The 20,533-nt window shown below is 70.4% G+C and carries 18 protein-coding genes and 2 tRNA genes; 12 read left to right on the top strand and 8 right to left on the bottom strand.

Going from position 1 to position 20,533, the window contains the following annotated elements; translation table 11 throughout:
* Positions 1-36: 36 nt before the first annotated feature.
* A complete protein-coding gene (gene lysS / locus ABWO84_RS11250; protein WP_353114667.1) occupies positions 37-1,572 on the top strand; it encodes a lysine--tRNA ligase in 1,536 nt (511 codons plus the stop codon).
* Here the strand turns inward: lysS and ABWO84_RS11245 are convergent.
* Complete coding sequence (locus tag ABWO84_RS11245; RefSeq protein ID WP_353114666.1) at positions 1,565-2,695, bottom strand: DUF4192 family protein; 1,131 nt, start codon at positions 2,693-2,695, stop codon at positions 1,565-1,567. The genes lysS and ABWO84_RS11245 overlap by 8 nt on opposite strands.
* Before the next feature lie 122 nt (positions 2,696-2,817).
* Here ABWO84_RS11245 and ABWO84_RS11240 point away from each other — a divergent pair, with 122 nt between their 5' ends.
* From ABWO84_RS11240 to ABWO84_RS11230, 3 genes are all read left to right on the top strand, one after another.
* Positions 2,818-2,994, top strand: coding sequence for a hypothetical protein (locus tag ABWO84_RS11240; protein ID WP_353114665.1), 177 nt, complete (start codon positions 2,818-2,820; stop codon positions 2,992-2,994).
* A gap of 81 nt (positions 2,995-3,075) precedes the next feature.
* Positions 3,076-4,536: a cardiolipin synthase gene (gene cls / locus ABWO84_RS11235; protein WP_353114675.1), complete on the top strand. Its 1,461-nt coding sequence runs from the start codon at positions 3,076-3,078 to the stop codon at positions 4,534-4,536.
* Positions 4,537-4,555: 19 nt separating this feature from the next.
* Complete coding sequence (locus ABWO84_RS11230; protein WP_353114664.1) at positions 4,556-5,296, top strand: hypothetical protein; 741 nt, start codon at positions 4,556-4,558, stop codon at positions 5,294-5,296.
* 12 nt (positions 5,297-5,308) lie between these two features.
* On the opposite strand, the gene ABWO84_RS11225 is transcribed toward ABWO84_RS11230, so the two are convergent.
* Positions 5,309-6,304, bottom strand: a complete 996-nt coding sequence (locus ABWO84_RS11225) for a diacylglycerol/lipid kinase family protein (RefSeq protein ID WP_353114663.1) — start codon at positions 6,302-6,304, stop codon at positions 5,309-5,311.
* A gap of 63 nt (positions 6,305-6,367) precedes the next feature.
* Between ABWO84_RS11225 and serS the strand changes: the two genes are divergently transcribed.
* The 5 genes from serS (at position 6,368) to ABWO84_RS11200 (ending at position 11,119) form a co-directional block, all read left to right on the top strand.
* Positions 6,368-7,636: a serine--tRNA ligase gene (gene serS / locus ABWO84_RS11220; RefSeq protein ID WP_353114662.1), complete on the top strand. Its 1,269-nt coding sequence runs from the start codon at positions 6,368-6,370 to the stop codon at positions 7,634-7,636.
* A complete protein-coding gene (locus tag ABWO84_RS11215; RefSeq protein WP_353114661.1) occupies positions 7,633-8,448 on the top strand; it encodes an HAD family hydrolase in 816 nt (271 codons plus the stop codon). The genes serS and ABWO84_RS11215 overlap by 4 nt, the downstream gene beginning before the upstream one ends.
* Positions 8,449-8,536: 88 nt before the next feature.
* Positions 8,537-8,621, top strand: a tRNA-Ser gene (locus ABWO84_RS11210).
* A gap of 25 nt (positions 8,622-8,646) precedes the next feature.
* Entirely contained in the window at positions 8,647-9,882 is a 1,236-nt protein-coding gene (locus ABWO84_RS11205; protein WP_353114660.1) for an LCP family protein, read from the top strand.
* Positions 9,883-9,886: 4 nt separating this feature from the next.
* On the top strand, positions 9,887-11,119 hold the full coding sequence (locus ABWO84_RS11200) for an LCP family protein (protein ID WP_353114659.1): 1,233 nt from the start codon (positions 9,887-9,889) through the stop codon (positions 11,117-11,119).
* A gap of 10 nt (positions 11,120-11,129) precedes the next feature.
* Here ABWO84_RS11200 and ABWO84_RS11195 read toward each other — a convergent pair whose 3' ends face one another.
* From ABWO84_RS11195 to ABWO84_RS11175, 5 genes are read right to left on the bottom strand one after another with little or no spacing between them, the layout of a single operon-like run.
* Positions 11,130-12,548: a rhamnulokinase gene (locus ABWO84_RS11195; RefSeq protein ID WP_353114658.1), complete on the bottom strand. Its 1,419-nt coding sequence runs from the start codon at positions 12,546-12,548 to the stop codon at positions 11,130-11,132.
* On the bottom strand, positions 12,545-14,581 hold the full coding sequence (locus tag ABWO84_RS11190) for a bifunctional aldolase/short-chain dehydrogenase (RefSeq protein WP_353114657.1): 2,037 nt from the start codon (positions 14,579-14,581) through the stop codon (positions 12,545-12,547). Before ABWO84_RS11190 ends, ABWO84_RS11195 begins: the two co-directional genes overlap by 4 nt.
* Positions 14,578-15,432, bottom strand: a complete 855-nt coding sequence (locus tag ABWO84_RS11185; RefSeq protein ID WP_353114656.1) for an alpha/beta hydrolase fold domain-containing protein — start codon at positions 15,430-15,432, stop codon at positions 14,578-14,580. The genes ABWO84_RS11190 and ABWO84_RS11185 overlap by 4 nt, the downstream gene beginning before the upstream one ends.
* On the bottom strand, positions 15,429-16,592 hold the full coding sequence (gene rhaI, locus ABWO84_RS11180) for an L-rhamnose isomerase (protein WP_353114655.1): 1,164 nt from the start codon (positions 16,590-16,592) through the stop codon (positions 15,429-15,431). The genes ABWO84_RS11185 and rhaI overlap by 4 nt, the downstream gene beginning before the upstream one ends.
* On the bottom strand, positions 16,589-16,948 hold the full coding sequence (locus ABWO84_RS11175) for an L-rhamnose mutarotase (protein WP_353114654.1): 360 nt from the start codon (positions 16,946-16,948) through the stop codon (positions 16,589-16,591). The genes rhaI and ABWO84_RS11175 overlap by 4 nt, the downstream gene beginning before the upstream one ends.
* Before the next feature lie 146 nt (positions 16,949-17,094).
* Between ABWO84_RS11175 and ABWO84_RS11170 the strand changes: the two genes are divergently transcribed.
* Positions 17,095-18,003, top strand: coding sequence for a DUF6807 domain-containing protein (locus ABWO84_RS11170; RefSeq protein WP_353114653.1), 909 nt, complete (start codon positions 17,095-17,097; stop codon positions 18,001-18,003).
* Between the two features lie 123 nt (positions 18,004-18,126).
* Positions 18,127-19,131, top strand: a complete 1,005-nt coding sequence (locus ABWO84_RS11165; protein WP_353114652.1) for a LacI family DNA-binding transcriptional regulator — start codon at positions 18,127-18,129, stop codon at positions 19,129-19,131.
* A 6-nt stretch (positions 19,132-19,137) separates the two neighbouring features.
* Here ABWO84_RS11165 and ABWO84_RS11160 read toward each other — a convergent pair whose 3' ends face one another.
* Entirely contained in the window at positions 19,138-20,256 is a 1,119-nt protein-coding gene (locus tag ABWO84_RS11160; protein WP_353114651.1) for a Gfo/Idh/MocA family protein, read from the bottom strand.
* A gap of 106 nt (positions 20,257-20,362) precedes the next feature.
* Here ABWO84_RS11160 and ABWO84_RS11155 point away from each other — a divergent pair.
* Positions 20,363-20,454, top strand: a tRNA-Ser gene (locus tag ABWO84_RS11155).
* The last annotated feature ends 79 nt before the right edge of the window (positions 20,455-20,533 follow it).

Raw genomic sequence — 20,533 nt, 5'->3', positions numbered from 1 at the left:
GGTAGACTGGGCGGCGACTTTCCGAGGAGCCCCCACATGACCGAAGCGCCTGGGCAGAACGCGCCCGCCGACACCCCCGACGACGGTTCCGCCGAGGACACGTTCGAGCAGAGGGCCGTGCGCCTGGCCAAGCGCGAGCGCCTCAACAACGAACGGGCGGACGCCTCCGGCGGCGCCTTCCCCGTGGCAGTGCCCGTGACCCGCACGATCCCCCAGCTGCGTGCGCAGTACGGCGAACTCGAGGCCGGCGCCGAGACCGGTGACGTCGTGGGCATCGCGGGCCGCGTGGTGTTCAGCCGCAACACCGGCAAGCTCTGCTTCGCGACCCTCCAGTCCGGGGACGGCTCTCGCATCCAGGCGATGATCTCCCTCGCGAACGTCGGCGAGGAGTCGCTCGCCGCCTGGAAGGAGCTCGTCGACCTGGGAGACCACGTCTTCGTGCACGGAGAGGTCATCTCCAGCCGACGCGGTGAGCTCTCGGTCATGGCCGACGGCTGGCAGATCGCCTCGAAGGCGATCCTCCCGCTGCCGAACGTGTACGGCGACCTCAGCGAGGAGAGCCGCGTGCGCAGCCGCTTCCTCGACCTCATCGTCCGTGACCAGGCCCGCACCACCGTGCGCGCCCGTGCCGCGGTGAACGCGAGCCTGCGACAGACCTTCACCCAGCACGAGTTCCTCGAGGTCGAGACGCCGATGCTGCAGGTCCAGCACGGCGGGGCATCCGCCCGTCCGTTCGTCACGCACTCGAACGCCTTCGACACGGAGCTGTTCCTCCGCATCGCACCGGAGCTCTACCTGAAGCGCGCCGTCGTCGGCGGCATCGAGCGCGTGTTCGAGATCAACCGCAACTTCCGCAACGAGGGCGCCGACTCCACGCACAGCCCGGAGTTCGCGATGCTCGAGGCGTATCAGGCCTACAGCGACTACAACGGCATCGCCGATCTCACCCAGGAGCTGGTGCAGAACGCGGCGGTCGCGGTGTCGGGCTCGACGACGGTGACCTGGGCCGACGGCACCGAGTACGACCTCGGCGGCGAGTGGGCGCGCATCTCGATGTACGACTCGCTCTCCGAGGCCGCGGGACGGGACTTCGCACCCGGTGACCCCGTGGACGAGCTGATCGCCTTCGCTGAAGCGAACGGGGTGGAGGTGCCTCCGCAGGCCACCCACGGAAAGCTGATCGAGGAGCTCTGGGAGCACTTCGTCAAGGGCGGCCTCGACCGTCCGACCTTCGTGATGGACTTCCCGCTCGACACCTCTCCCCTCGTGCGCGAGCACCGCTCGATCCCGGGCGTCGTGGAGAAGTGGGACCTGTACGTGCGCGGCTTCGAGCTGGCGACAGGGTACTCGGAGCTGATCGACCCGGTGATCCAGCGAGACCGCTTCGTCGAGCAGGCGAAGCTCGCAGCCCGGGGCGACGTCGAGGCGATGCGCGTCGACGAGGAGTTTCTCCGGGCGCTCGAGCACGGCATGCCGCCCACGGGGGGCATGGGGATGGGTATCGATCGCCTGCTCATGGCGGTCACCGGACTCGGCATCCGCGAGACGATCCTCTTCCCGCTGGTCAAGTAGCACCCTGCCCGGCGGACGGCTGGCGGAGCGTCCACTCGGGGAGCACGAGCGCCGCGAGCATGCTCTGCAGCAACGCCGCCATGCGGTGCTGCGGCTCGATCTCCTGCGCCATCCGGAGATATTCGCCGGCGTGCGATGAGCGTCCGGCGGCCCAGGAGAGCCATGCGGCGGCGACGAGCGGGCCGGGCCGGCCGCGGCGCGGCGCGAGGGAGGCGGCGAGACGGACGGCCTGCAGGGCGCGCCGCAGCCGATCGGGATCGGGTCGCGGGCCGCGCCCGAGGAACACGTCGCCGACGGCGGCGGTCGGCATCCCGCCGGTGCGCAGGTGTCTCCCCTGATCGTCGAGCGCGTCCCGTCCGAGCTGCAGCCCGCTCGCCCACTGCACGAGGATCGCATCGCGCAGAGCCGGTCTCTCGAGGCAGAGGAGCAGGGCGGCGCAGGCGAACGGCGGCAGCGCCTCCGGACGCATGAGGACGTCCTCCGCCAGCTGGGGCACATCGTCGAGCATCACGGCGGCGGCCAGGGCCTGCGGATTCTTCGGGACGACGGGACGGGAGGGCCCGGGTGCCCGATCGTCCAGCACGGCGTCGAGGTCGCGCATCGCCCGTCGCACCCGCCCGCGGTCCTCCTTCGTGCTCGGCGGGAGCACGGCGCCGGACAGCTGGTCCTCGTCGATCGTGCTCCCGGGAGGAGGCGTCGGGGCGATCTCGCCGAGGGGTCGCAGCACCGGCTCGTCGGCCAGGTAGTCGGCCCACCCATCCCCCGTCACGCACAGGGCGTCGGCGAGCCGCAGACCGGCGTCGGAGATCGTGCCGATCAGCTCATCGACCATGACCTCGAGAGGCAGCACCAGGCCGTCCCTCGTCTCGGTCGCCGTCTCGTCGCAGTAGACGACCACCGCGACGGCGTCGAGCTCCGGCACGCGCAGCAGCACGGTCGTCACGCCGTCGACGTACGCGCCGAGCTCGGTGTCGTCGGCGGGGAGGTCCACGCGCATCGCTCCGGACGCGCGCCGCCCGGAGAAGGGCAGCAGCACGAGGCTGCGTCGCGGCACGCACCCGGCGAGGGCGGGGACATGGGAGAGGAGTTCGGCGGGCTCTGAGGCGCGGAGGATCGTCGTCATGCGGAGAGTGTGCCCGGCGGTGGTCGGGTGGAAAGCCGCAGAAGCCGTCCGTGGTGAACAGATCATTGCGTTCGGGCATTGTGGACTTCGGGTGCCCGTCGCCGAGCGCGTACGATGGGGGCATGGACAACATCTGGCTCGCGGCACTGTGGGCGATCGTGCCGACGATCGCCGTGAGCTTCGTGTTCGTGATCGTCCTCCGCGGCATCCTGCGGTTCGATCGCACCGAGCGCAAGGTCCACGCGCAGATCGAGGCCGAGGAACGCGCCGCCCGCGGGCTCCCTCCGCGCTCGTCCTGATCCGCCTCGCCCCGGATGTCGTCGGCAGCGGCTACGCTGATCCGAGCGTCGTCCGGCGCACCTGAAGGAGGGCGCGGCGTGATCAACCCCGACAACTGGCCGTGGTGGGTCGTCGGCGCGCTGCTCGTCATCGACATCTCGATCCGTGTCGCGTCGATCATCGTGATCCCGCGCAACCGCCGCCCCACAGCGGCGATGGCCTGGCTGCTGGCGATCTTCTTCATCCCCTTCGCGGGGGCGCTGCTCTTCCTCCTGATCGGCAACCCGCACCTGCCGCGCGCACGGCGCCGCAAGCAGGCGCAGATCAACGAGTACATCGACGACATCTCGGAGCAGCTGCAGTTCGGGACGCTCCGGCCGAACGCGCCGGACTGGTTCCCGCCCCTCGTCGCGATGAACCAGCACCTCGGCGCCATGCCGATCGCCGGGGACAACGGTGCACATCTCATCTCCGACTACCAGCAGTCGCTCGACGAGATGGCCGACGCGATCCGCGCGGCGGAGCGCTACGTGCACGTCGAGTTCTACATCCTGCAGGCGGACGCCTCGACCGACAACTTCTTCCGCGCGATGGAGGAGGTCGCCGCGCGGGGTGTGCAGGTGCGCGTGCTGCTCGATTTCTGGGCGAACCGCGGCAAGCCGAGGTACAAGCAGACCCGCGACCGGCTCAACGCGATGGGCGCGGACTGGCACGAGATGCTGCCGGTGCAGCCGCTGCGCGGCCGCATCCAGCGTCCCGACCTCCGCAACCACCGCAAGCTGCTCGTGATCGACGGCAACCTCGCCTACCTCGGCTCGCAGAACGTCACCGACTCGTCGTACAACCTGCGCAAGAACATCCGGCGCGGACTGCACTGGGTGGACCTCATGGTGCGCGTCGACGGCCCCATCGTCGCGAGCATCAACGCCGTCTTCCTGTCCGACTACTACGCCGAGACCGATCGGGTGCCGGACGGGGTCGACATCACCTACGTCGGCACCGGGACCGGAGACCTCGACTGCCAGATCGTCCCCTCGGGTCCCGGGTTCGAGGTGGAGAACAACCTCCGCCTGTTCCTCGCGCTGCTGTACGCCGCGAAGGACAGGATCATGATCGTCAGCCCGTACTTCGTCCCCGACGAGGCGCTGCTGCTCGCGGTGACCGCGGCCTGCGACCGGGGGGTCAACGTCGAGCTCTTCGTCTCGGAGGAGGGCGACCAGGCGATCGTCTACCACGCCCAGCGGAGCTACTACGAGGTGCTGCTGAAGGCGGGGGTGCGCATCTGGATGTACCCCAAGCCGTACATCCTGCACACCAAGTCGCTGACGATCGACGAGCAGGTGGCCGTGATCGGATCGAGCAACATGGACATGCGGTCCTTCGGTCTCAACCAGGAGATCTCGATGCTCGTCCGCGGCGAGGAGTTCGTCGAGGAGGTGCGTGCGGTGGAGGACGAGTACCGACGCCTCAGCCGGGAGCTGACCCTGGAGGAGTGGGAGCAGCAGCCGCTGCGATCCACGGTGCTCGACAACCTCGCAAGACTCACATCGGCACTTCAGTAGCCCGCGGTACCCTGACCGCATGAGTCCTCTGAGCGTTCGACCCGCCGCCCGCCTCCGCCTGGTGCTGGCCGCCGCGTCCCTGGCCGCGACGGCGCTCATCGCCGCAGGCTGTGCGCAGTCGCCGACCGCGCCGGCGCCGACCGGCAGCGGCGCCCCGTCCGCGTCGGAGCAGCCCTCCGACGGCGATGTCGCCGCCGCCTGGCTCGACGAGGGGCGCAGCATCGCGGTGGTGACCCAGGGCTCGTCCACCTGCATCCCCGTCGTCAAGGACGCGACGGCATCGGGCCAGACGATCACGGTGACCCTCGAGGACCCGCAGGCGAAGGCCTGCACCAAGGACCTCGTCCCGCGGGCGAGCTTCGCGCAGGTCCCGGCCGGCGTAGACGTCACCAAGGAGGTCGAGGTCAAGATCGCCTACGGGACGGTCAGCGGCGCGACGGCCCTCACCGGCCTTGCCGCGGCGCCGACCTCGGCCCCGGACGCCATGCCGAATCCGGTCTCTTCCGCGGGATGGTTCTCGGACAACGGCATCGCCCTGCTGACCTGGGGGTCGTCCAGCTGCAAGCCGGTGATCGACAAGGTGGAGCAGAAGGACGGCGGTGCGACGGTCGCTTTCAAGACCATCGATCGCGTCTGCACGATGGACCTCGGACCCCGCGTGACGGTCATCGCCCTCGACCAGCCGCGGAGCGGCTCCGGGGACTTCACCCTCACTCTCACGGGTGATCACCTGGACGGCTCCGTCAAGGTGATCGGCTGAGCGCCGCGGCGGTCAGAAGCCGCTGACGTCGTGCCCGGAGGGGAGCACGATGGTCAGCGCCCCCTGGTCGATCCGGCACCGTATGCGCACCGCCTCGCCGAACTCGTCGCCGTCGAGCTCGATCGAGGTCGGATCCATCGCGGCCTCCGCCGTGCGTCCGCGCAGATAGCGCACCGACGTGTCGCGTCCGCGGCGCTCCAATACCCTCCGCCCGGCCCGGGTGCGGCGCAGCACCGAATTGTCCCACCAGACCCGCCGCCACACCCCCAGCCAGCCGAGCACGCCGGTGGGCTGGATGAGGGCGATGTCGAGCGTGCCGTCGTCGACCGAGGCGTCCGGCACGAGAGCGATGCCGGCGGGTAGCGCGCCGCAGTTCGCGAACAGGATGCTCTGCACCTTCGTCGTGTGCACGCGGCCGTCCTCCACCTGGAAGAGCGTGCGGAACGGGCGGGCCCCGGGCAGGGAGCGCATCGCGCCGTCGATGTAGGCGACCCAGCCGACCGACCTCTTCAGCTCCGCCCTCGTGTTGGCGATCATGTCGGCGTCGAGGCCCATGCCCGCCAGCACGACGAAGGCGTGCTCGGACGAGGAGGAGTCCGAGCGGGTCAGCTCCGCCCAGCCGATGTCGACGGGATGCGTCATCCCGGTGAAGACCGCGTCGATCATCGTCTCGGGATCGGCCAGGGGAAGGCCGAGGTTGCGCGCGAAGAGGTTCCCCGTCCCGCTCGGCACGAGGGACAGCGGCACGGTCGTGCCCGCCATGACCTCGGACACCGCGCGCACCGTGCCGTCGCCGCCCGCGACGAGCACCGCCGCGGCGCCGTCGTCGAGCGCACGGTGGGCGGCCTCCTGCCCGGCATCCCGTTCCGTGGTCTCGTGGAACGAGGGCGATGCCCAGCCGTGACGCTCCGACTGCCGGATCAGGGCTGCTCGCAGCCGGCGTCCGTCGGTCTTGACCGGGTTGTACACGAGTGCCGCATGCGAGTCCCCCTGCGCGCGTGCGATCATGCCGCAACTCTACGGCCACGGCTCCCCGTCAGCCGTGCCGACGCCACGCCCTAGACTTGATGAATGATCGACCTCGCCCTCCTCCGAGACGAGCCGGAGCTCGTCCGACGTTCGCAGATCGCGCGCGGGAACGCGCCCGAAACCGTCGACGCGGCGATCGAGGCCGACCGATCGCGCCGCACCGCGCTGAGCACGTTCGAGGAGCTGCGGGCCGAGCAGAACGCGTTCGGCAAGCAGGTGGCCAAGGCCCCCAAGGACGAGAAGGCCGCGCTCGTCGCCCAGGCCAAGGACCTCGCCGACCGCGTGAAGCAGGCGCAGCAGGCCGCGAACGAGGCCGCGGACACGGCATCCGCCGCCCTCGCGAAGATCGAGAACGTCATCATCGACGGTGTCCCCGCAGGCGGCGAGGACGACTTCGTCGAGCTGCGTCGCGTCGGGGAGGTCCCCTCCTTCGACTTCGCGCCCCGCGATCACCTCGAGCTCGGCGAGCTCCTGGGCGCGATCGACATGGAACGCGGCGCGAAGGTCTCCGGTGCGCGCTTCTACTTCCTGAAGGGCATCGGCGCACGCCTGGAGATCGCGCTGATGAACCTCGCCCTCGACAAGGCACTGGCCAACGGCTTCACCCCGATGATCGTGCCGACCATGGTGCGCCCGGAGATCATGCAGGGTACCGGCTTCCTCGGCGAGCACGCCGACGAGGTGTACCGCCTCGAGGCGCAGGACATGTACCTCGTGGGCACCAGTGAGGTGCCGCTCGCCGGCTACCACAAGGACGAGATCGTCGACCTCTCCCGTGGCGCGCTGCGTTACGCCGGATGGTCGACCTGCTATCGCAGCGAGGCCGGGTCCCACGGCAAGGACACCCGCGGGATCATCCGCGTGCATCAGTTCAACAAGCTCGAGATGTTCGTCTACACCGCTCCGGAGGAGGCGGAGGCGGAGCACCTGCGCCTGCTGGCGCTGCAGGAGGAGATGCTCACCTCGCTGGGGCTGGCGTACCGCGTGATCGACACCGCCGCGGGCGACCTGGGATCGAGCGCCGCCCGTAAGTTCGACGTCGAGGCCTGGGTGCCGACGCAGGACGCCTTCCGCGAGCTGACGTCCACCTCGAACTGCACCACCTACCAGGCGCGCCGCCTCGATGTGCGCTTCCGCCCCGAGGAGGGCGCGAAGACCGAGAACGTGGCGACGCTGAACGGCACCCTCGCGACGACCCGCTGGATCGTCGCCCTGCTCGAGACGCACCAGCGCGCCGACGGATCGGTGACCGTCCCGGAGGTGCTGCAGCCCTATCTGGGCGGCCTCGAGGTGCTGGAGCCCCTGGCATGACCTCGGCCGGGTGGCTGGTCGGCCTCGACATCGACGGCACCATCCTGCTGCAGGACGAGACGCTCAGCCCCGGTGTCCCCGAAGCCGTCGCACGCGCGAGGGACGCCGGGAACGAGGTGATGCTCGCCACCGGGCGCAGCTGGATGGCGACCCGCCGCTACGTGGAGATGCTCGATCTCGATGCGGAGTACGCCGTGTGCTCGAACGGCGCCGTCACGATGCGCCGCGTCGCGGACGGCTGGGAGCGGTGGAACGTCGAGACCTTCGATCCCGCGCAGGTGCTGGGGCTGCTCGGCTCCCGGCTGCCCGATGCCCGCTACATGGTCGAGCTGGGGTCGGGACAGCGGCTGTTCACCGATGAACTCGACGACTGGACCCTCGACGGAGGCCGTCAGGTCTCGTTCGACGAACTCTCCGCGCAGCCCGTCTCGCGCGTCGTCGTCGTCGCCCCGGGCCATGACGAGGACGACTTCCACCGGCTCGTCGCCGAAGCGGGCCTCAACGAGGTCTCCTACGCGATCGGCTGGACCGCCTGGCTCGACATCGCGCCGCTCGGGGTCGACAAGGGCACGGCCCTGGAGCGCGTCCGCCAGCAGCTCGATCAGCCCCGCGACCGTGTGCTCGTCGCCGGAGACGGCCGCAACGACCTGGGGATGTTCGCCTGGGCGCTCGCCGGCGGAGGGCGAGCGGTCGCGATGGGGCAGGCGCCCGACGAGGTCAGGGCCGCGGCGGGAGAGATCACGGACGTGGTCGAAGAGGGGGGCCTCGCGCGCGCCCTGGACTCCCTCGTCCCCCAGCGCTTCCCCAGGTGACCTGGGAATAATGGGCGTCGGTGAGTCCGTCTTCCCCCGGAGACCGGATAGACTCGACGCCTGATCGCACGCGCCCCGGCTCGTGTGAGGAGGGTTGTCCGAGCGGCCGATGGAGCTGGTCTTGAAAACCAGTGGGCAGAGATGTCTCGTGGGTTCGAATCCCACACCCTCCGCAGAAGATTCGAAAGGCACCCCCCAGTGAGCGAGTCGACCAAGCACAGGCGCCCCCTCGCCCGGCATGGCCAGCTGGGGTCGCCCGGCGCCGGGAGGCAGCTGCTGAAGCTGCTCGGCCTCGCGCTCAGCGTGGTGCTGCTCAGCGGTGTCGCGGTCGGAGGCTACGTGCTCTACAGCCTCGCCAGCACGGTGTCCGCGAATGCGGTGGAGCTGCAGGGGCAGAAGGAGCTCCCTCCGGACATCGCCGCTTACGAGGGCGGCTTCGACGTCTTCGTCGCCGGCGTCGACACCTGCGAGCCGAAGTACGCTCACCTGTTCGGCAAGAGGTGCACCGGAGCGGACTCCGAAGGCACCCTGAACGACGTCAACCTGCTCGTGCACGTCTCGGCGGCGCCCCGCCGCGTCACGGTCGTCAGTTTCCCGCGCGACATACTCGTGCCGATCCCGGCCTGCAAGGACGAGAAGACCGGCAAGGAGCATCCGGCGATGAGCCGCCAACCGCTCAACTCCGCCTGGGACTACGGCGGGCTCAACTGCGCCGTGCAGACCGTCTCGCAGCTCACCGGCGAGGACATCGAGTTCGCCGCATCCTTCACCTTCGGCGGGGTGATCGAGATGACCAACGCGATCGGCGGTGTCGACGTGTGTCTCGCGAACCCGATCAAGGACAAGTACACCGGTCTCGACCTGTCTGCCGGCAACCACACGGTGCAGGGGCTGGAGGCGCTGCAGTTCCTGCGCACCCGACACGGCGTCGGCGACGGCTCGGATCTCGGCCGCATCGGCAACCAGCAGCAGTACATGTCCAGCCTCGCGCGCAAGATGGTCAGTGGCGAGACCCTCGGCAACGTTCCGGTGCTGCTGAAGCTCGCCAACGCCGCGGCGGACAACCTCACCATGAGCACCTCACTCGCCGATCCCAGCCGGATGGTCCAGATCGCGCTGGCGATGAAGGAGGTGCCGCTCGACGACATCGTCTTCGTGCAGTACCCCACCGTCGACGCTCCGGAGAACCCCAACAAGGTCGTGCCGAACAAGCAGGCGGCGGAGCAGCTGTGGGCGGCGATCAAGGCGAACAAGCAGCTGCAGATCACGCACGAGAACTCCAAGAACGAGGGAGTGATCGTGACCACGCCGGCGCCGACGACGAACCCGGGGACGCCGTCGACGACGCCGACCGACGTGGTGCAGCTCCCGTCGGACGTGAAGGGGAACTCGGCCGCGCAGCAGACGTGTTCCAACGGAAACGTGCGACGCTGAGTGCATGAGTCCCCGGCCACGTAGACCGATCGCCCGCCACGCGCCGCAGCGCACGCCGCGCGCGGTCGGCCAGCTGCTGTCCCTGGTGGGGATCGTGATGGCGGTGCTGCTGGTGAGCGGGGGAGGCGTCGCGGCCTTCGTCGCCGCCGATCTCGCCCGCACCGCCGCCGACAACTCCGTCGAGCTCGAAGGCCAGAAGGAGCTGCCGCCGGACATCGGCGCCTACGACAAGGGCTTCGACATGCTGGTGATCGGGCTCGACGAGTGCGAGCCGGAGTACGCCGAGATGTTCGGCAAGCGCTGCAAGGGCAAGGACTCCGAGGGCAAGAACAACGACGTCAACCTGCTGATCCACGTCTCCAACGACCCGCGTCGCGTCACGGCGATCAGCTTTCCCCGTGACCTGATGGTCGACCGCCCCGACTGCACGGACAAGGACGGGCAGGTGCATTCCGGCGGTTATGCGAAGCTGAACGAGTCGTATGCGGCGGCGGGCCTCAGCTGCGTCGCGAAGACGGTCGAGTCGATCACCGGTCAGGACATCGAGTTCGCCGCCTCCCTCACCTTCGGCGGCGTGATGGAGATCACCGATGCGGTCGGCGGTGTCGAGGTGTGCCTCGCCAGCCCGATGAAGGACCCGCACACCGGCCTCAACCTGTCGGCCGGCATGCACACGGTGGAGGGCTATTGGGCCCTGCAGTTTCTCCGCACCCGGCACGGACTCGTGGGCGAGAGCGATCTCAGCCGCATCCAGAACCAGCAGCAGTACATGACCCGTCTCATCAACAAGCTGATGAGCGCGGAGACCCTCGGCAACGTGCCGCTCATGCTCAAGCTCGCCGACACGGGACTGCGCCGTTCGGAGACGAGCACCTCCCTCGACCCGATGAGGATCGTGCAGATCGGGCTGGCGATCAAGGAGGTCCCGCTCAGCGACATCGTGTTCGTGCAGTACCCGGTCTTCGACGACCCGTCCGACTCGAACCGCGTGATCCCCGATCGCGCCTCCGCGAAGGCGCTCTGGAAGGCCATCGAGGAGAACCGCCCGCTGAAGGTGACGCACGAGAACAGCAAGAACGACGGCGTCGTGACCGAGACCCCGGCTCCGGGCCCCACCGGGGCGCCGACGTCGACCGTCGAACCCTCGCCCGGGTCCACCGCCGTGGATCTGCCGGGCAATGTCAAGGGCAACGACGCGAACACGAAGACCTGCTCGAACGGCAAGCAGTCCCGCTGAACAGGTCCGTTCAGGCGCGAGGCCGGTAGCGCACCGGCCGATGCGTGTGGGCGACCAGATCGCGAAGGGCCTCCAGCGGAGCATCCGGTCCGAAGACCCCGACCGCGCGCGCCTGCACGAGCACGTTGCCGAGTGCGGTCGCCTCCACGGGCCCGGCGAGTACCTCGATGCCGGAGCGATCGGCCGTCGCCTGGCAGAGGAGCGTGTTGAGCGAGCCCCCGCCGACGAGGTGGATCGCGTCGACCTCGCGCCCGGTGAGCCGGGAGGCAGCGTCGACGGCGTCGGCGAACGCGGCGGCGATCGACTCGACGATGCTGCGCACGAACGAGGGGCGATCCTCTGGGACCGGCGCACCGGAGGCGCGGAGCAGCGCGGCGATACGCGCGGGCATGTCGTCCGGCGCGCTCAGCGAGGGGTCGTCGGTATCGAAGAGGGAGATCCCTCGGTCGGTGGCCGAGGCCGCGTCGAGCAGTGCGGGCAGATCGAGGGGCGCGCCGTCCGCTGTCTCCCACGCGCGCACGGTCTCGCTCAGCAGCCAGAGGCCGGTGACGTTGTGCAGGAAGCGGAACCGACCGTCGACGCCCCGCTCGTGCGTGAAGTTCGCCTCGCGCGCCGCGTCGGTGATCACCGGATCGTCCAGTTCCAGGCCGACCAGCCCCCAGGTGCCGCAGGAGATGTACGCCGAGCGGGGGGTGGACAGCGGCACCGCGGCGACGGCGGACGCCGTGTCGTGGGATCCGACGGCGATCAGCGGCAGCTCGGCGCCGATCCGCTCGGCGATCTCCGGGCGCACAGTGCCGATCGTCCTGCCCGGATCGACGAGCGGGGGGAGGAGGCGTGCGGGGATGTCCAGGAGCGCCGCGAGCTCGACGTCCCACTCCCCGGAGTGCGCGGACAGGAGGCCCGTCGTCGAGGCGTTGGTCCGCTCGGCCGCCCGCACCCCGGTGAGCTCGTGCGCGATGAGGTCGGGGATCAGCAGCAGGGTGTCGGCCGCCGGCATCCGCGCGTCGGCCCGCAGCTGGTAGAGCGTGTTGAACGGCAGGAACTGCAGGCCGTTGCGGCGGTACAGCTCGGCGAAGGGCACGCGCGCATGCACGTCCGCCACGCCACGCGCCGTCCTGTCGTCGCGGTAGTGGAACGGCTCGCCCTGCAGCAGGTCCTCGCGCAACAGCCCGTAGTCGACGGCCCAGGAGTCGATGCCGATGCTCTCGATCCGCGGCTCGCGTCGCACTGCCTCGGCGATGCCGTCGACGACGTGCGCCCGCAGCGCTCCGAGGTCCCAGTGCAGGCCGTCCTCGCGGCGCACGGGGCCGTTCGGGAAGCGCGCGACCTGCTCCAGCTCCAGGACCTCGGCGCCCACGCGTCCGATCATCACCCGTCCGCTGGTGGCGCCGAGGTCGACCGCGGCGAACGCGCGGAGGCCGCTCATCGGAGGAACGCCGCGGCGACGCCGGAGTCGACGGGGACATGCAGCCCGGTGGTGCGGGTGAGATCCGGACCGGTCAGCACGTAGACCGCGTCGGCGACGTTCTCCGGGACGACCTCGCGCCCCAGGATCGTCCGGTTCGCGTAGAACTGGCCGAGATCCTCCTCCTTCACCCCGTAGGTCGCAGCACGGTTGGCGCCCCAGCCGGAGGCGAAGATGCCGGAGCCGCGGACCACGCCGTCAGGGTTGATGCCGTTGACGCGGATGCCGTGGGCGCCGAGCTCGACGGCGAGCAGCCGGACCTGGTGGGCCTGGTCGGCCTTCGTCGCCGAGTAGGCGATGTTGTTCGGCCCCGCGAACACGCTGTTCTTCGAGGAGATGTAGACGATGTCGCCGCCGATGCCCTGCGCGATGAGGATCCTCGCCGCAGCCTTCGACACGAGGAAGGAGCCCTTGGCCATCACATCGTGCTGCAGGTCCCAGTCCTTCTCGGTGGTCTCGAGGAGGGGCTTCGAGAGGGACAGTCCCGCGTTGTTGACGATGAGGTCGACGCCGCCGAACGCGAGGACGGCCTCGTCGAGCGCAGCCTGGACCGCGTCGGCATCGGCCACGTTCGCGGCGACGCCGATCGCCACGTCCGCACCGCCGAGCTCCTCCGCCGCCGCCCGCGCCTTCTCGAGATCGAGGTCGGCGATCACCACGCAGGCCCCCTCAGCGGCGAGGCGCGTCGCGGTGGCCTTCCCGATGCCGGAGGCGGCGCCCGTGACGAAGGCGATCCGCCCCTGGTGCGTGCGAGGCTTCGGCATGCGCTGCAGCTTCGCCTCCTCGAGCGCCCAGTACTCGATGCGGAACTTCTCCGCGTCGCTGATCGGCTGATAGGTCGAGAGGGACTCCGCGCCGCGCATCACATTGATGGCGTTCACGTAGAACTCACCGGCGACGCGAGCGGTCTGCTTGTTCGCGCCGTAGGAGAACATCCCGACACCGGGGACGAGGACGATCAGCGGGTCTGCTCCGCGGATCGCGGGCGACTCGGACGTCGCGTGCGCGTCGTAGTAGGCCTGATAGTCGGCGCGGTACTCCGCGTGCAGTTCCTTCAGCCGCGCGATCTGCTCCTCGACGCCCGCGGTGGCGGGCAGATCGAGAATCATCGGCTTGACCTTGGTACGCAGGAAATGGTCGGGGCAGCTCGTGCCCAGAGCGGCCAGCCGCGGCGCGTTCTCGGCGGCGAGGAACTCCAGCACCGCATCGCTGTCGGTGAAGTGGCCGAGCATCGGGCGGTCGGTAGACGCGAGGCCGCGGATGGCCGGCGCCAGGGCCGCCGCGCGGGATCGGCGCTCGGATGCGGGGAGAGGCGCGAATCCCGGACGGACAGGGCCGAAGGGCTCGAGGCGCCCGTGCTCGGCGATGAAGGCCGCAGCGGTGTCGATGATCCACCGCGAGTTCGCCTCCGCCTCGTCGGAGTCATCGCCCCAGGCGGTGATGCCGTGGCCGCCCAGGATGCAGCCGATCGCCCGGGGGTTCTGCTCCTTGATCCGTGCGATGTCCAGCCCGAGCTGGAAGCCGGGACGGCGCCACGGCACCCACGCCACGCGCTCGCCGAAGGCCTCGCGCGTCAGCCGCTCGCCGTCGGCGGCGGTCGCGATCGCGATCCCCGAGTCGGGATGCAGGTGGTCCACGTGGGCGGCGTCGACGAGACCATGCATCGCGGTGTCGATCGACGGCGCCGCGCCGCCCTTGCCGTGCAGGCAGAAGTCGAAGGCGGCGACCATCTCGTCCTCGCGCTCCACCCCCGGGTAGACGTCGGTCAGCGCGCGCAGGCGGTCGAGCCTCAGTACCGCCAGACCCTGTTCGGTCAGCGTGCCGAGGTCACCGCCCGACCCCTTCACCCACAGGAGCTCCACGGACGCCCCGGTCACGGGGTCGGTGTCGACGCCCTTGGCCGAGGTGTTGCCTCCGGCGTAATTCGTGTTGCGGGGATCGGCGCCCAGACGGTTCGAGCGGGCGATGAGGTCGGCAGCGGCGGGATTGGTCATGAGTGCTCCGTCGGTCGGTGGGAGGGTCCGCGGGTCATCCAGGCGGAGACGCGGTCGATCGTGTGGGTGAAGGCGGTGCCCGCCTCGGGGCGGTTGAGGTGCCCGTGCGTCGTGCCCGGTTCGGTCGAGACGTCGACGTCGGCCCCGGCTGAGGAGAGCGTCGCGGCGAAGAGCTCGCCGGAGACGCGCAGCTCGTCGACGTCGTCGTCGACCATGATCGTCGGCGGGAAGCCGATGAGGTCGACCGGTCGCGCGAGGCCGGGGATCGCCGCGAGGGGCGCGTCGTCCACAGGGCCGCCGAGGTAGGTCTCGTACATCTCGCGCACCGCCGCGGGAGGGAAGAGATCGGCGGTCGGTTCGGCGTCCAGGGCCGCGCGGAGGTCAGCGGCGGGCGGCGGCTGCTCGGCGAGGAGCGTCGGATAGGCGAGGAAGACCCCCGCGGGAAGGGCGGCGCTCGCCGCGGGGGGATGTCCGAGCATCCGCAGCACGGCGCCCGCGACGAGGTTCCCGCCGGCGCTCGCGCCGCCGAGCACGAGGCTTGCCGTGTCGACGCCGAGGCGCGGCGCCTCGGACCGCATCCAGGACCACGCGCGGAGCACGTCGTCGGAGCCGGCCGGGAACCGGTCTTCGCCGTCGGCTCCGACGAGGCGGTAGTCGACCGAGGCGACGGTCGCGCCGCGCATCGCGAACGCCCGGGCGACGGCATCGCCTTCGGGCATGTCGAGGTCGCCACCGGTGAACGCGCCGCCGTGCACCCAGACCAGGCCGTGCCCGCGCAGCGGACCGTCCCCGGCGGGGTAGAGCCGCACCAGGCCGTCGAGCTCTGCGCGCGGGGCGGGCGACGCGCTCATGCGCCCCAGCCGGCCTGGGTGCCGCCGACGCGCTCTGCCGCGATCCGCTGCTGATAGCCGGAGGCCGCGTAGCTCGCCATCGGATCGGCGGGCAGGCCCCGGCTCTCGCGCCACTCCGCGAGGGCCGGGCGGACGTCCGTGTAGAAGGCGTCCATGAACACGGCGTTCGCGGCGAGCACGTCGTTCGCCCGCTGCGCCGCGGCGAGGGCGTCGCGGTCGACGAGCAGCGCGCGGGCGGTCATCTCCTGCACGTTCAGCACCGAGCGGATCTGGCCCGGGATCTTGTCCTCCACGTTGTGGCACTGGTCGAGCATGAAGGCGACATCCGGGTTGTTGAGACCTCCGCCGCGGACGACCTCGAACAGGATGCGGAAGAGCTGGAAGGGGTCGGCCGCCCCGACGATGAGGTCGTCGTCGGCGTAGAACCGGGAGTTGAAGTCGAAGGAGCCGAGCTTGCCGAGGCGGAGCAGCTGCATGACGATGAACTCGATGTTCGTGCCGGGGGCGTGGTGTCCGGTGTCGAGGCACACCATCGCACGGTCGCCGAGCGCGCTCACCTGCGCGTAGGAGGTCCCCCAGTCGGGGACGTCGGTGTGGTAAAAGGCGGGCTCGAAGAACTTGTACTCGAGCACCAGGCGCTGGTCCTCGCCGAGGCGCGCGTAGATAGTGGAGAGCGACTCGTGCAGCCGCTCCTGGCGGGCGCGCAGGTCGGCCTGCCCGGGGTAGTTGGATCCCTCGGCGAGCCAGATCTTGAGGTCGCGGCTGCCGGTGGCGTCCATCACGTCGATGCAGGCGAGGTGATGGTCGATCGCCTTCCGGCGGATGCGGTCGTCCTCGTGCGTGAGCGCGCCGAACTTGTAGTCGTCGTCCTGGAAGGTGTTGGAGTTGATGGTGCCGAGGGCGACGCCGTGGTCCTCGGCGTGAGCGCGCAGGTCGCCGAAGTCGCACATGTCCCACGGGATGTGCAGCGCCACGACGGGAGCGAGCGAGGTGTGGGCGTGCACCTGCGCGGCATCGGCGATCTTCTCGAAGGGATCGCGGGGCGTGCCCGGCGTGCCGAAGACCTTGAACCGGGTGCCCGAGTTGCCGAAGGCCCAGGAGGGGAGCTCGATCGACTGCCTCTCCAGTTCGGAGAGGATCGCGGGGGACAGCGTGGTCATGGGGTCTCGCTTTCGGCGGGGATGGAGGCGGACAGCTGGTCCGCGAGGTGGAAGATCTCGGTGAGCGGGGTCGCGGCCTGGTCGGGGCGACCGTCGAGGCCGACGAAGAAGCGGGCCATCTCGGCCTCCCAGCGCCCTGCCGTCTCGGACGCGGCGAGGTACGCCTGGGAGGCGTCGTCGTCATCGGTCTCGTAGTAGCCGATGAGACGGCCGCCCTCGGCGAGGAACAGCGAATAGTTGCGGCGTCCCGATGCGGCGATCTCGGCGAGCATTTCCGGTCGCACCGGCGTGTGCCGGGCGAGGTACTCGTCGAGTAGGTCCGGGCGAATCTGCAGCTCGAAGCAGACGCGGGTCATACACGGCCTCCGATTGAATAGTGAATCGATTCAAAGCTAGAGCGGCGGGCGGGTCGTGTCAAGATCGGATGGCCGGCGGCGGGCGAGGGTACGATGCTTGAAAGCGCTTTCCGCGCGATCGTGCCCGATGCCGGAGGAGGCCGCGAATGACGCTGCAGCTCATCGACGACGGAACGCAGGTCTCGTTCGCCGACGGCGACGCCGAGCTGATGCGGTACGTGTACCGCCCGGACTCGCCGCAGCTCGAGGCGCCGCGACCCTACCTGCATCCGATCCGGACCCGTCGCGGGCACGAGGTGAGCCTGTTCCGCCCCTGGGACCACGTCTGGCACAAGGGGATCGCCTGGTCCCTGCCGGTCGTGGACGACGAGAACTTCTGGGGCGGCCCGACCTTCGTCCGCGGGGAGGGCTACGTGCAGCTCCCGAACGACGGCGCTCAGCGACATGCCGAGGTCCGGGAATCGGGGGTGTCCGGCGACGATGCGCGGTTCGCGCACCGCCTGGAGTGGATCGCCGAGGACGGCCGCCGCCTCTTCGATGAGACTCGCTCCCTGGGCGTGCGCCTCCTCGGCGGGGACGCGTGGGGTCTCGTGTTCGACACGACGATGACGAACATCACCCCGTCCGCGATCTCGATCGGATCCCCGACGACGCGGGGCAGGGACAACGCCGGGTACGGCGGGCTGTTCTGGCGCGGACCGCGCTCGTTCACCGACGGGGTGCTCGTGACGCCACAGGGGACCGGTACCGGCGCGCAGCTGCGCGGACAGCGACACGAGTGGATGGGGTTCTCCGGGCGGCACGACGTCGTGGACGCCGTGTCGCTGGTCGTCATGGTCGACGCGCAGGACAATCCGCGGCATCCGCCGCAGTGGTTCGCCCGCTCGGAGGAGTTCGCCGGCCTCAACCCCGCGCCCTTCTTCAGCGACGAGCTGAAGGTTCCCGCGGGCGGGTCCGTGCGGTTCCGGTACGCCGTCGGGATCGCCGACGCCGGGGCCGAGCAAGCGCCCGCCCTCGCCGTCCGCCTGCGCGCCCTGCTCGCGCCACCCGCGTGAGGGCGTCCCCTCGGGGGGCATGGAGGGTGGGGGCATGGAGGGTGGGGGCATGGAGGGTGGTCAGTTTCGGCAGGTTTCGGGGCCAAAACCTGCCGAAACTGACCACGCGGTTAGGATGACGGGATGGCTGTCGGAGTGAAGGACGTCGCCGTCGCCGCGGGGGTCTCGGTGGGCACGGTGTCGAACGTGCTGAACCGCCCGGAGCGGGTCTCCGAGGCGACCGTCCAGCGGGTGCAGGCCGCCATCGATGAGCTCGGATTCGTGCGCAACGATGCCGCGCGGCAGCTCCGCGCCGGACGCAGCCGCAGCATCGGGCTGGTGGTCTCCGACATCGGCAACCCGTTCTTCGCGGAGGTGGCCCGAGGGGCGGAGGACCGCGCCGCCGAGGCGGGGATGACCGTGCTGCTCGGGAACAGCGACGAGGGTGTCGCCCGGCAGGACGCGCATCTCGAGCTGTTCCGCGAGCAGCGCGTGAACGGCGTGCTCGTGACCCCGGCGTCCGAAGACCTCACGCTGCTGCACCGGCTCGCCGACGGCGGCGTCCCCGTGGTGCTGGTCGATCGGGAGGCTCCCGGTGAGGCCTTCGCCTCGGTCGCGGTCGATGACGTCGAGGGCGGTCGGATCGCCGCCGAGCATCTGCTGCAGGCGGGGAGGCGCCGGCTCGTGTTCGTGGGCGGTCCGCGCTCGGTGCGACAGGTCGCCGATCGTCTGGAGGGTGCACGCGCGGCCGTGGAACGCGTCGACGGCGCGTCGCTCGAGATCGTCGAGAAGCCGGCGCTGACCGTGCTGCACGGCCGGGCCGCGGGGGAGGAGATCGCGGGGCGCGCGGAGGCCGACCGCCCCGACGCGGTATTCGCTGCGAACGATCTGCTGGCGGTCGGGCTGCTGCAGGCGTTCAGCTTCGGATCGGGCGTCGAGGTGCCCGGTGACATCGCGCTGATCGGCTACGACGACATCGACTTCACGACGGCCACTGTCGTGCCGCTGAGCTCGGTGCGCCAGCCCGCGCGGCTGATCGGCTGGACGGCGGCCGACCTGCTGCTCAGGGAGATCGGCGGCGACGCGGATCGTGACCGGCAGGTGCGCTTCCGCCCTGAGCTCGTCGTGCGCGAGTCGACCGGATCCTGAGGGTCGTCACCCCTGCGCGAAGGGCGCCCCCGCCTCGCTGAACAGCGCACCGGCGCGGGCCGTGCGCTCGACCCACTCGGAGGCGTCGCGCACGGCGCGGACCGTGCTCGCCCCCTCGCCGGAGACGTCCAGCTGCGCCTCCGGGATCGGGCGGGGGTCGGGTGCGGTGCGCACGGCTTCGAGTACCTCCATGTAGGCGCCGTTGTCGATGAGCGCCGAGGTGAGGGCGGTGCCCCGCTCGCGGTGGTCGAGGAGCTCCTCGAAGAGGTCGGTGCGTCCGGTGCGACGGACGCCGCTGTCGTCTGTCAGCAGGTCCTCGGTGTAGGAGAAGACGATCTCGGTGCCCGTGGTCCGCACGTGGACGAGAGGGGGCGAGGAGGTCGCCGAGGCGAGGGTGAGTGCGACCCCGATTCGGAGGCCGTCCCGCAGGGTGATCCGCGCCGCGGAGGTGTCGTCCGCGGCGATGTCAGCGGCGTGCAGCAGCTCGAGCTCGACCCGCGCGACGTCCTCCCGGCGACGTGCGCCCGCGATCCGCAGCGCGGTGGCGATCGCGTGGGAGAGGGCGTTGGTCAGCACTCCGTCGACGATGGGTGCGCCGTCGAGCGAGCGGCGACCGGCCCAGGACGAACGGCTCCAGTAGGCGGCATCGCGGGTCCAGGCGCCCCAGGTCGCGATCGCGGTCGGCTCGCCGAGGCCGGCGATCTCGGCCAGTGCATGGGAGCCCAGGCTCTGGAACCCGATCTGCACGGCGCGACCGGTGCGCTCCTGGATCCGGAGCAGCTCGTCGAACTGTTCCATCGACGCGACCGGGGGCTTTTCGAGGTAGACGTCGGCGCCGTGCTCGAGTGCGCTCGCCGCGAGCGAGAAGTGCGTGCCGGTGGGGGTCGCGACGATCACCACGTCGGGACGGATGCCGGCGGCGAAAGCGTCGTCGAGAGAGGGCCAATGCGGGGCCTCCGCCCCATAGCCCTGCTCCGGGGGGCCGGCCGGGTCGACGAGCCCGATGAGGTCGGCGCGCTCTCGGAGGCGCTCCAGGTTCTCGAGGTGCACGGCCCCGAATCCGCGGGCGCCGACGAGGAGGACGGTCGGAGTGGTCATCAGCGGAGTCCCTTCGATGGATCTCATCAGTCTATTGGAAAGCGCTTCCCCATAGGGTCGCGCAGTCAAGATTCGGATGCTCCCCGCCGACCCGTTATGATGGGTGGACGTGCTCGATCGATGGTCGGGCGCTGGAGACGTCGCATAGTCAGGCCTAGTGCACCACCCTGCTAAGGTGGAGTCCCCTCACGGGGACCGAGGGTTCAAATCCCTCCGTCTCCGCCAGGATCGGGGCCCCGGGACGAAGTCCCGGGGCCCCGATTTCTTGGTGAAGACGGGTGGCCCTTCGCGGGATCCTCCCCGT

It is taken from the genome of Microbacterium sp., assembly GCF_040394595.1.
Classification (GTDB): Bacteria; Actinomycetota; Actinomycetes; order Actinomycetales; family Microbacteriaceae; genus Microbacterium.
This window is presented reverse-complemented; position numbering and strand designations above follow the sequence as displayed.

Bases quoted from the DNA above. Each gene is read 5' to 3' on its own strand.
- ABWO84_RS11165 (WP_353114652.1), top strand. From the start codon at position 18,127: ATGGCTGTCGGAGTGAAGGACGTCGCCGTCGCCGCGGGGGTCTCGGTG.
- serS (WP_353114662.1), top strand. From the start codon at position 6,368: ATGATCGACCTCGCCCTCCTCCGAGACGAGCCGGAGCTCGTCCGACGT.
- ABWO84_RS11245 (WP_353114666.1), bottom strand. From the start codon at position 2,695: ATGACGACGATCCTCCGCGCCTCAGAGCCCGCCGAACTCCTCTCCCAT.
- lysS (WP_353114667.1), top strand. From the start codon at position 37: ATGACCGAAGCGCCTGGGCAGAACGCGCCCGCCGACACCCCCGACGAC.
- ABWO84_RS11240 (WP_353114665.1), top strand. From the start codon at position 2,818: ATGGACAACATCTGGCTCGCGGCACTGTGGGCGATCGTGCCGACGATC.
- ABWO84_RS11215 (WP_353114661.1), top strand. From the start codon at position 7,633: ATGACCTCGGCCGGGTGGCTGGTCGGCCTCGACATCGACGGCACCATC.
- ABWO84_RS11230 (WP_353114664.1), top strand. From the start codon at position 4,556: ATGAGTCCTCTGAGCGTTCGACCCGCCGCCCGCCTCCGCCTGGTGCTG.
- ABWO84_RS11195 (WP_353114658.1), bottom strand. From the start codon at position 12,548: ATGAGCGGCCTCCGCGCGTTCGCCGCGGTCGACCTCGGCGCCACCAGC.
- ABWO84_RS11190 (WP_353114657.1), bottom strand. From the start codon at position 14,581: ATGACCAATCCCGCCGCTGCCGACCTCATCGCCCGCTCGAACCGTCTG.
- ABWO84_RS11225 (WP_353114663.1), bottom strand. From the start codon at position 6,304: ATGATCGCACGCGCGCAGGGGGACTCGCATGCGGCACTCGTGTACAAC.
- ABWO84_RS11170 (WP_353114653.1), top strand. From the start codon at position 17,095: ATGACGCTGCAGCTCATCGACGACGGAACGCAGGTCTCGTTCGCCGAC.
- ABWO84_RS11175 (WP_353114654.1), bottom strand. From the start codon at position 16,948: ATGACCCGCGTCTGCTTCGAGCTGCAGATTCGCCCGGACCTACTCGAC.
- ABWO84_RS11160 (WP_353114651.1), bottom strand. From the start codon at position 20,256: ATGAGATCCATCGAAGGGACTCCGCTGATGACCACTCCGACCGTCCTC.
- ABWO84_RS11185 (WP_353114656.1), bottom strand. From the start codon at position 15,432: ATGAGCGCGTCGCCCGCCCCGCGCGCAGAGCTCGACGGCCTGGTGCGG.
- ABWO84_RS11200 (WP_353114659.1), top strand. From the start codon at position 9,887: ATGAGTCCCCGGCCACGTAGACCGATCGCCCGCCACGCGCCGCAGCGC.
- rhaI (WP_353114655.1), bottom strand. From the start codon at position 16,592: ATGACCACGCTGTCCCCCGCGATCCTCTCCGAACTGGAGAGGCAGTCG.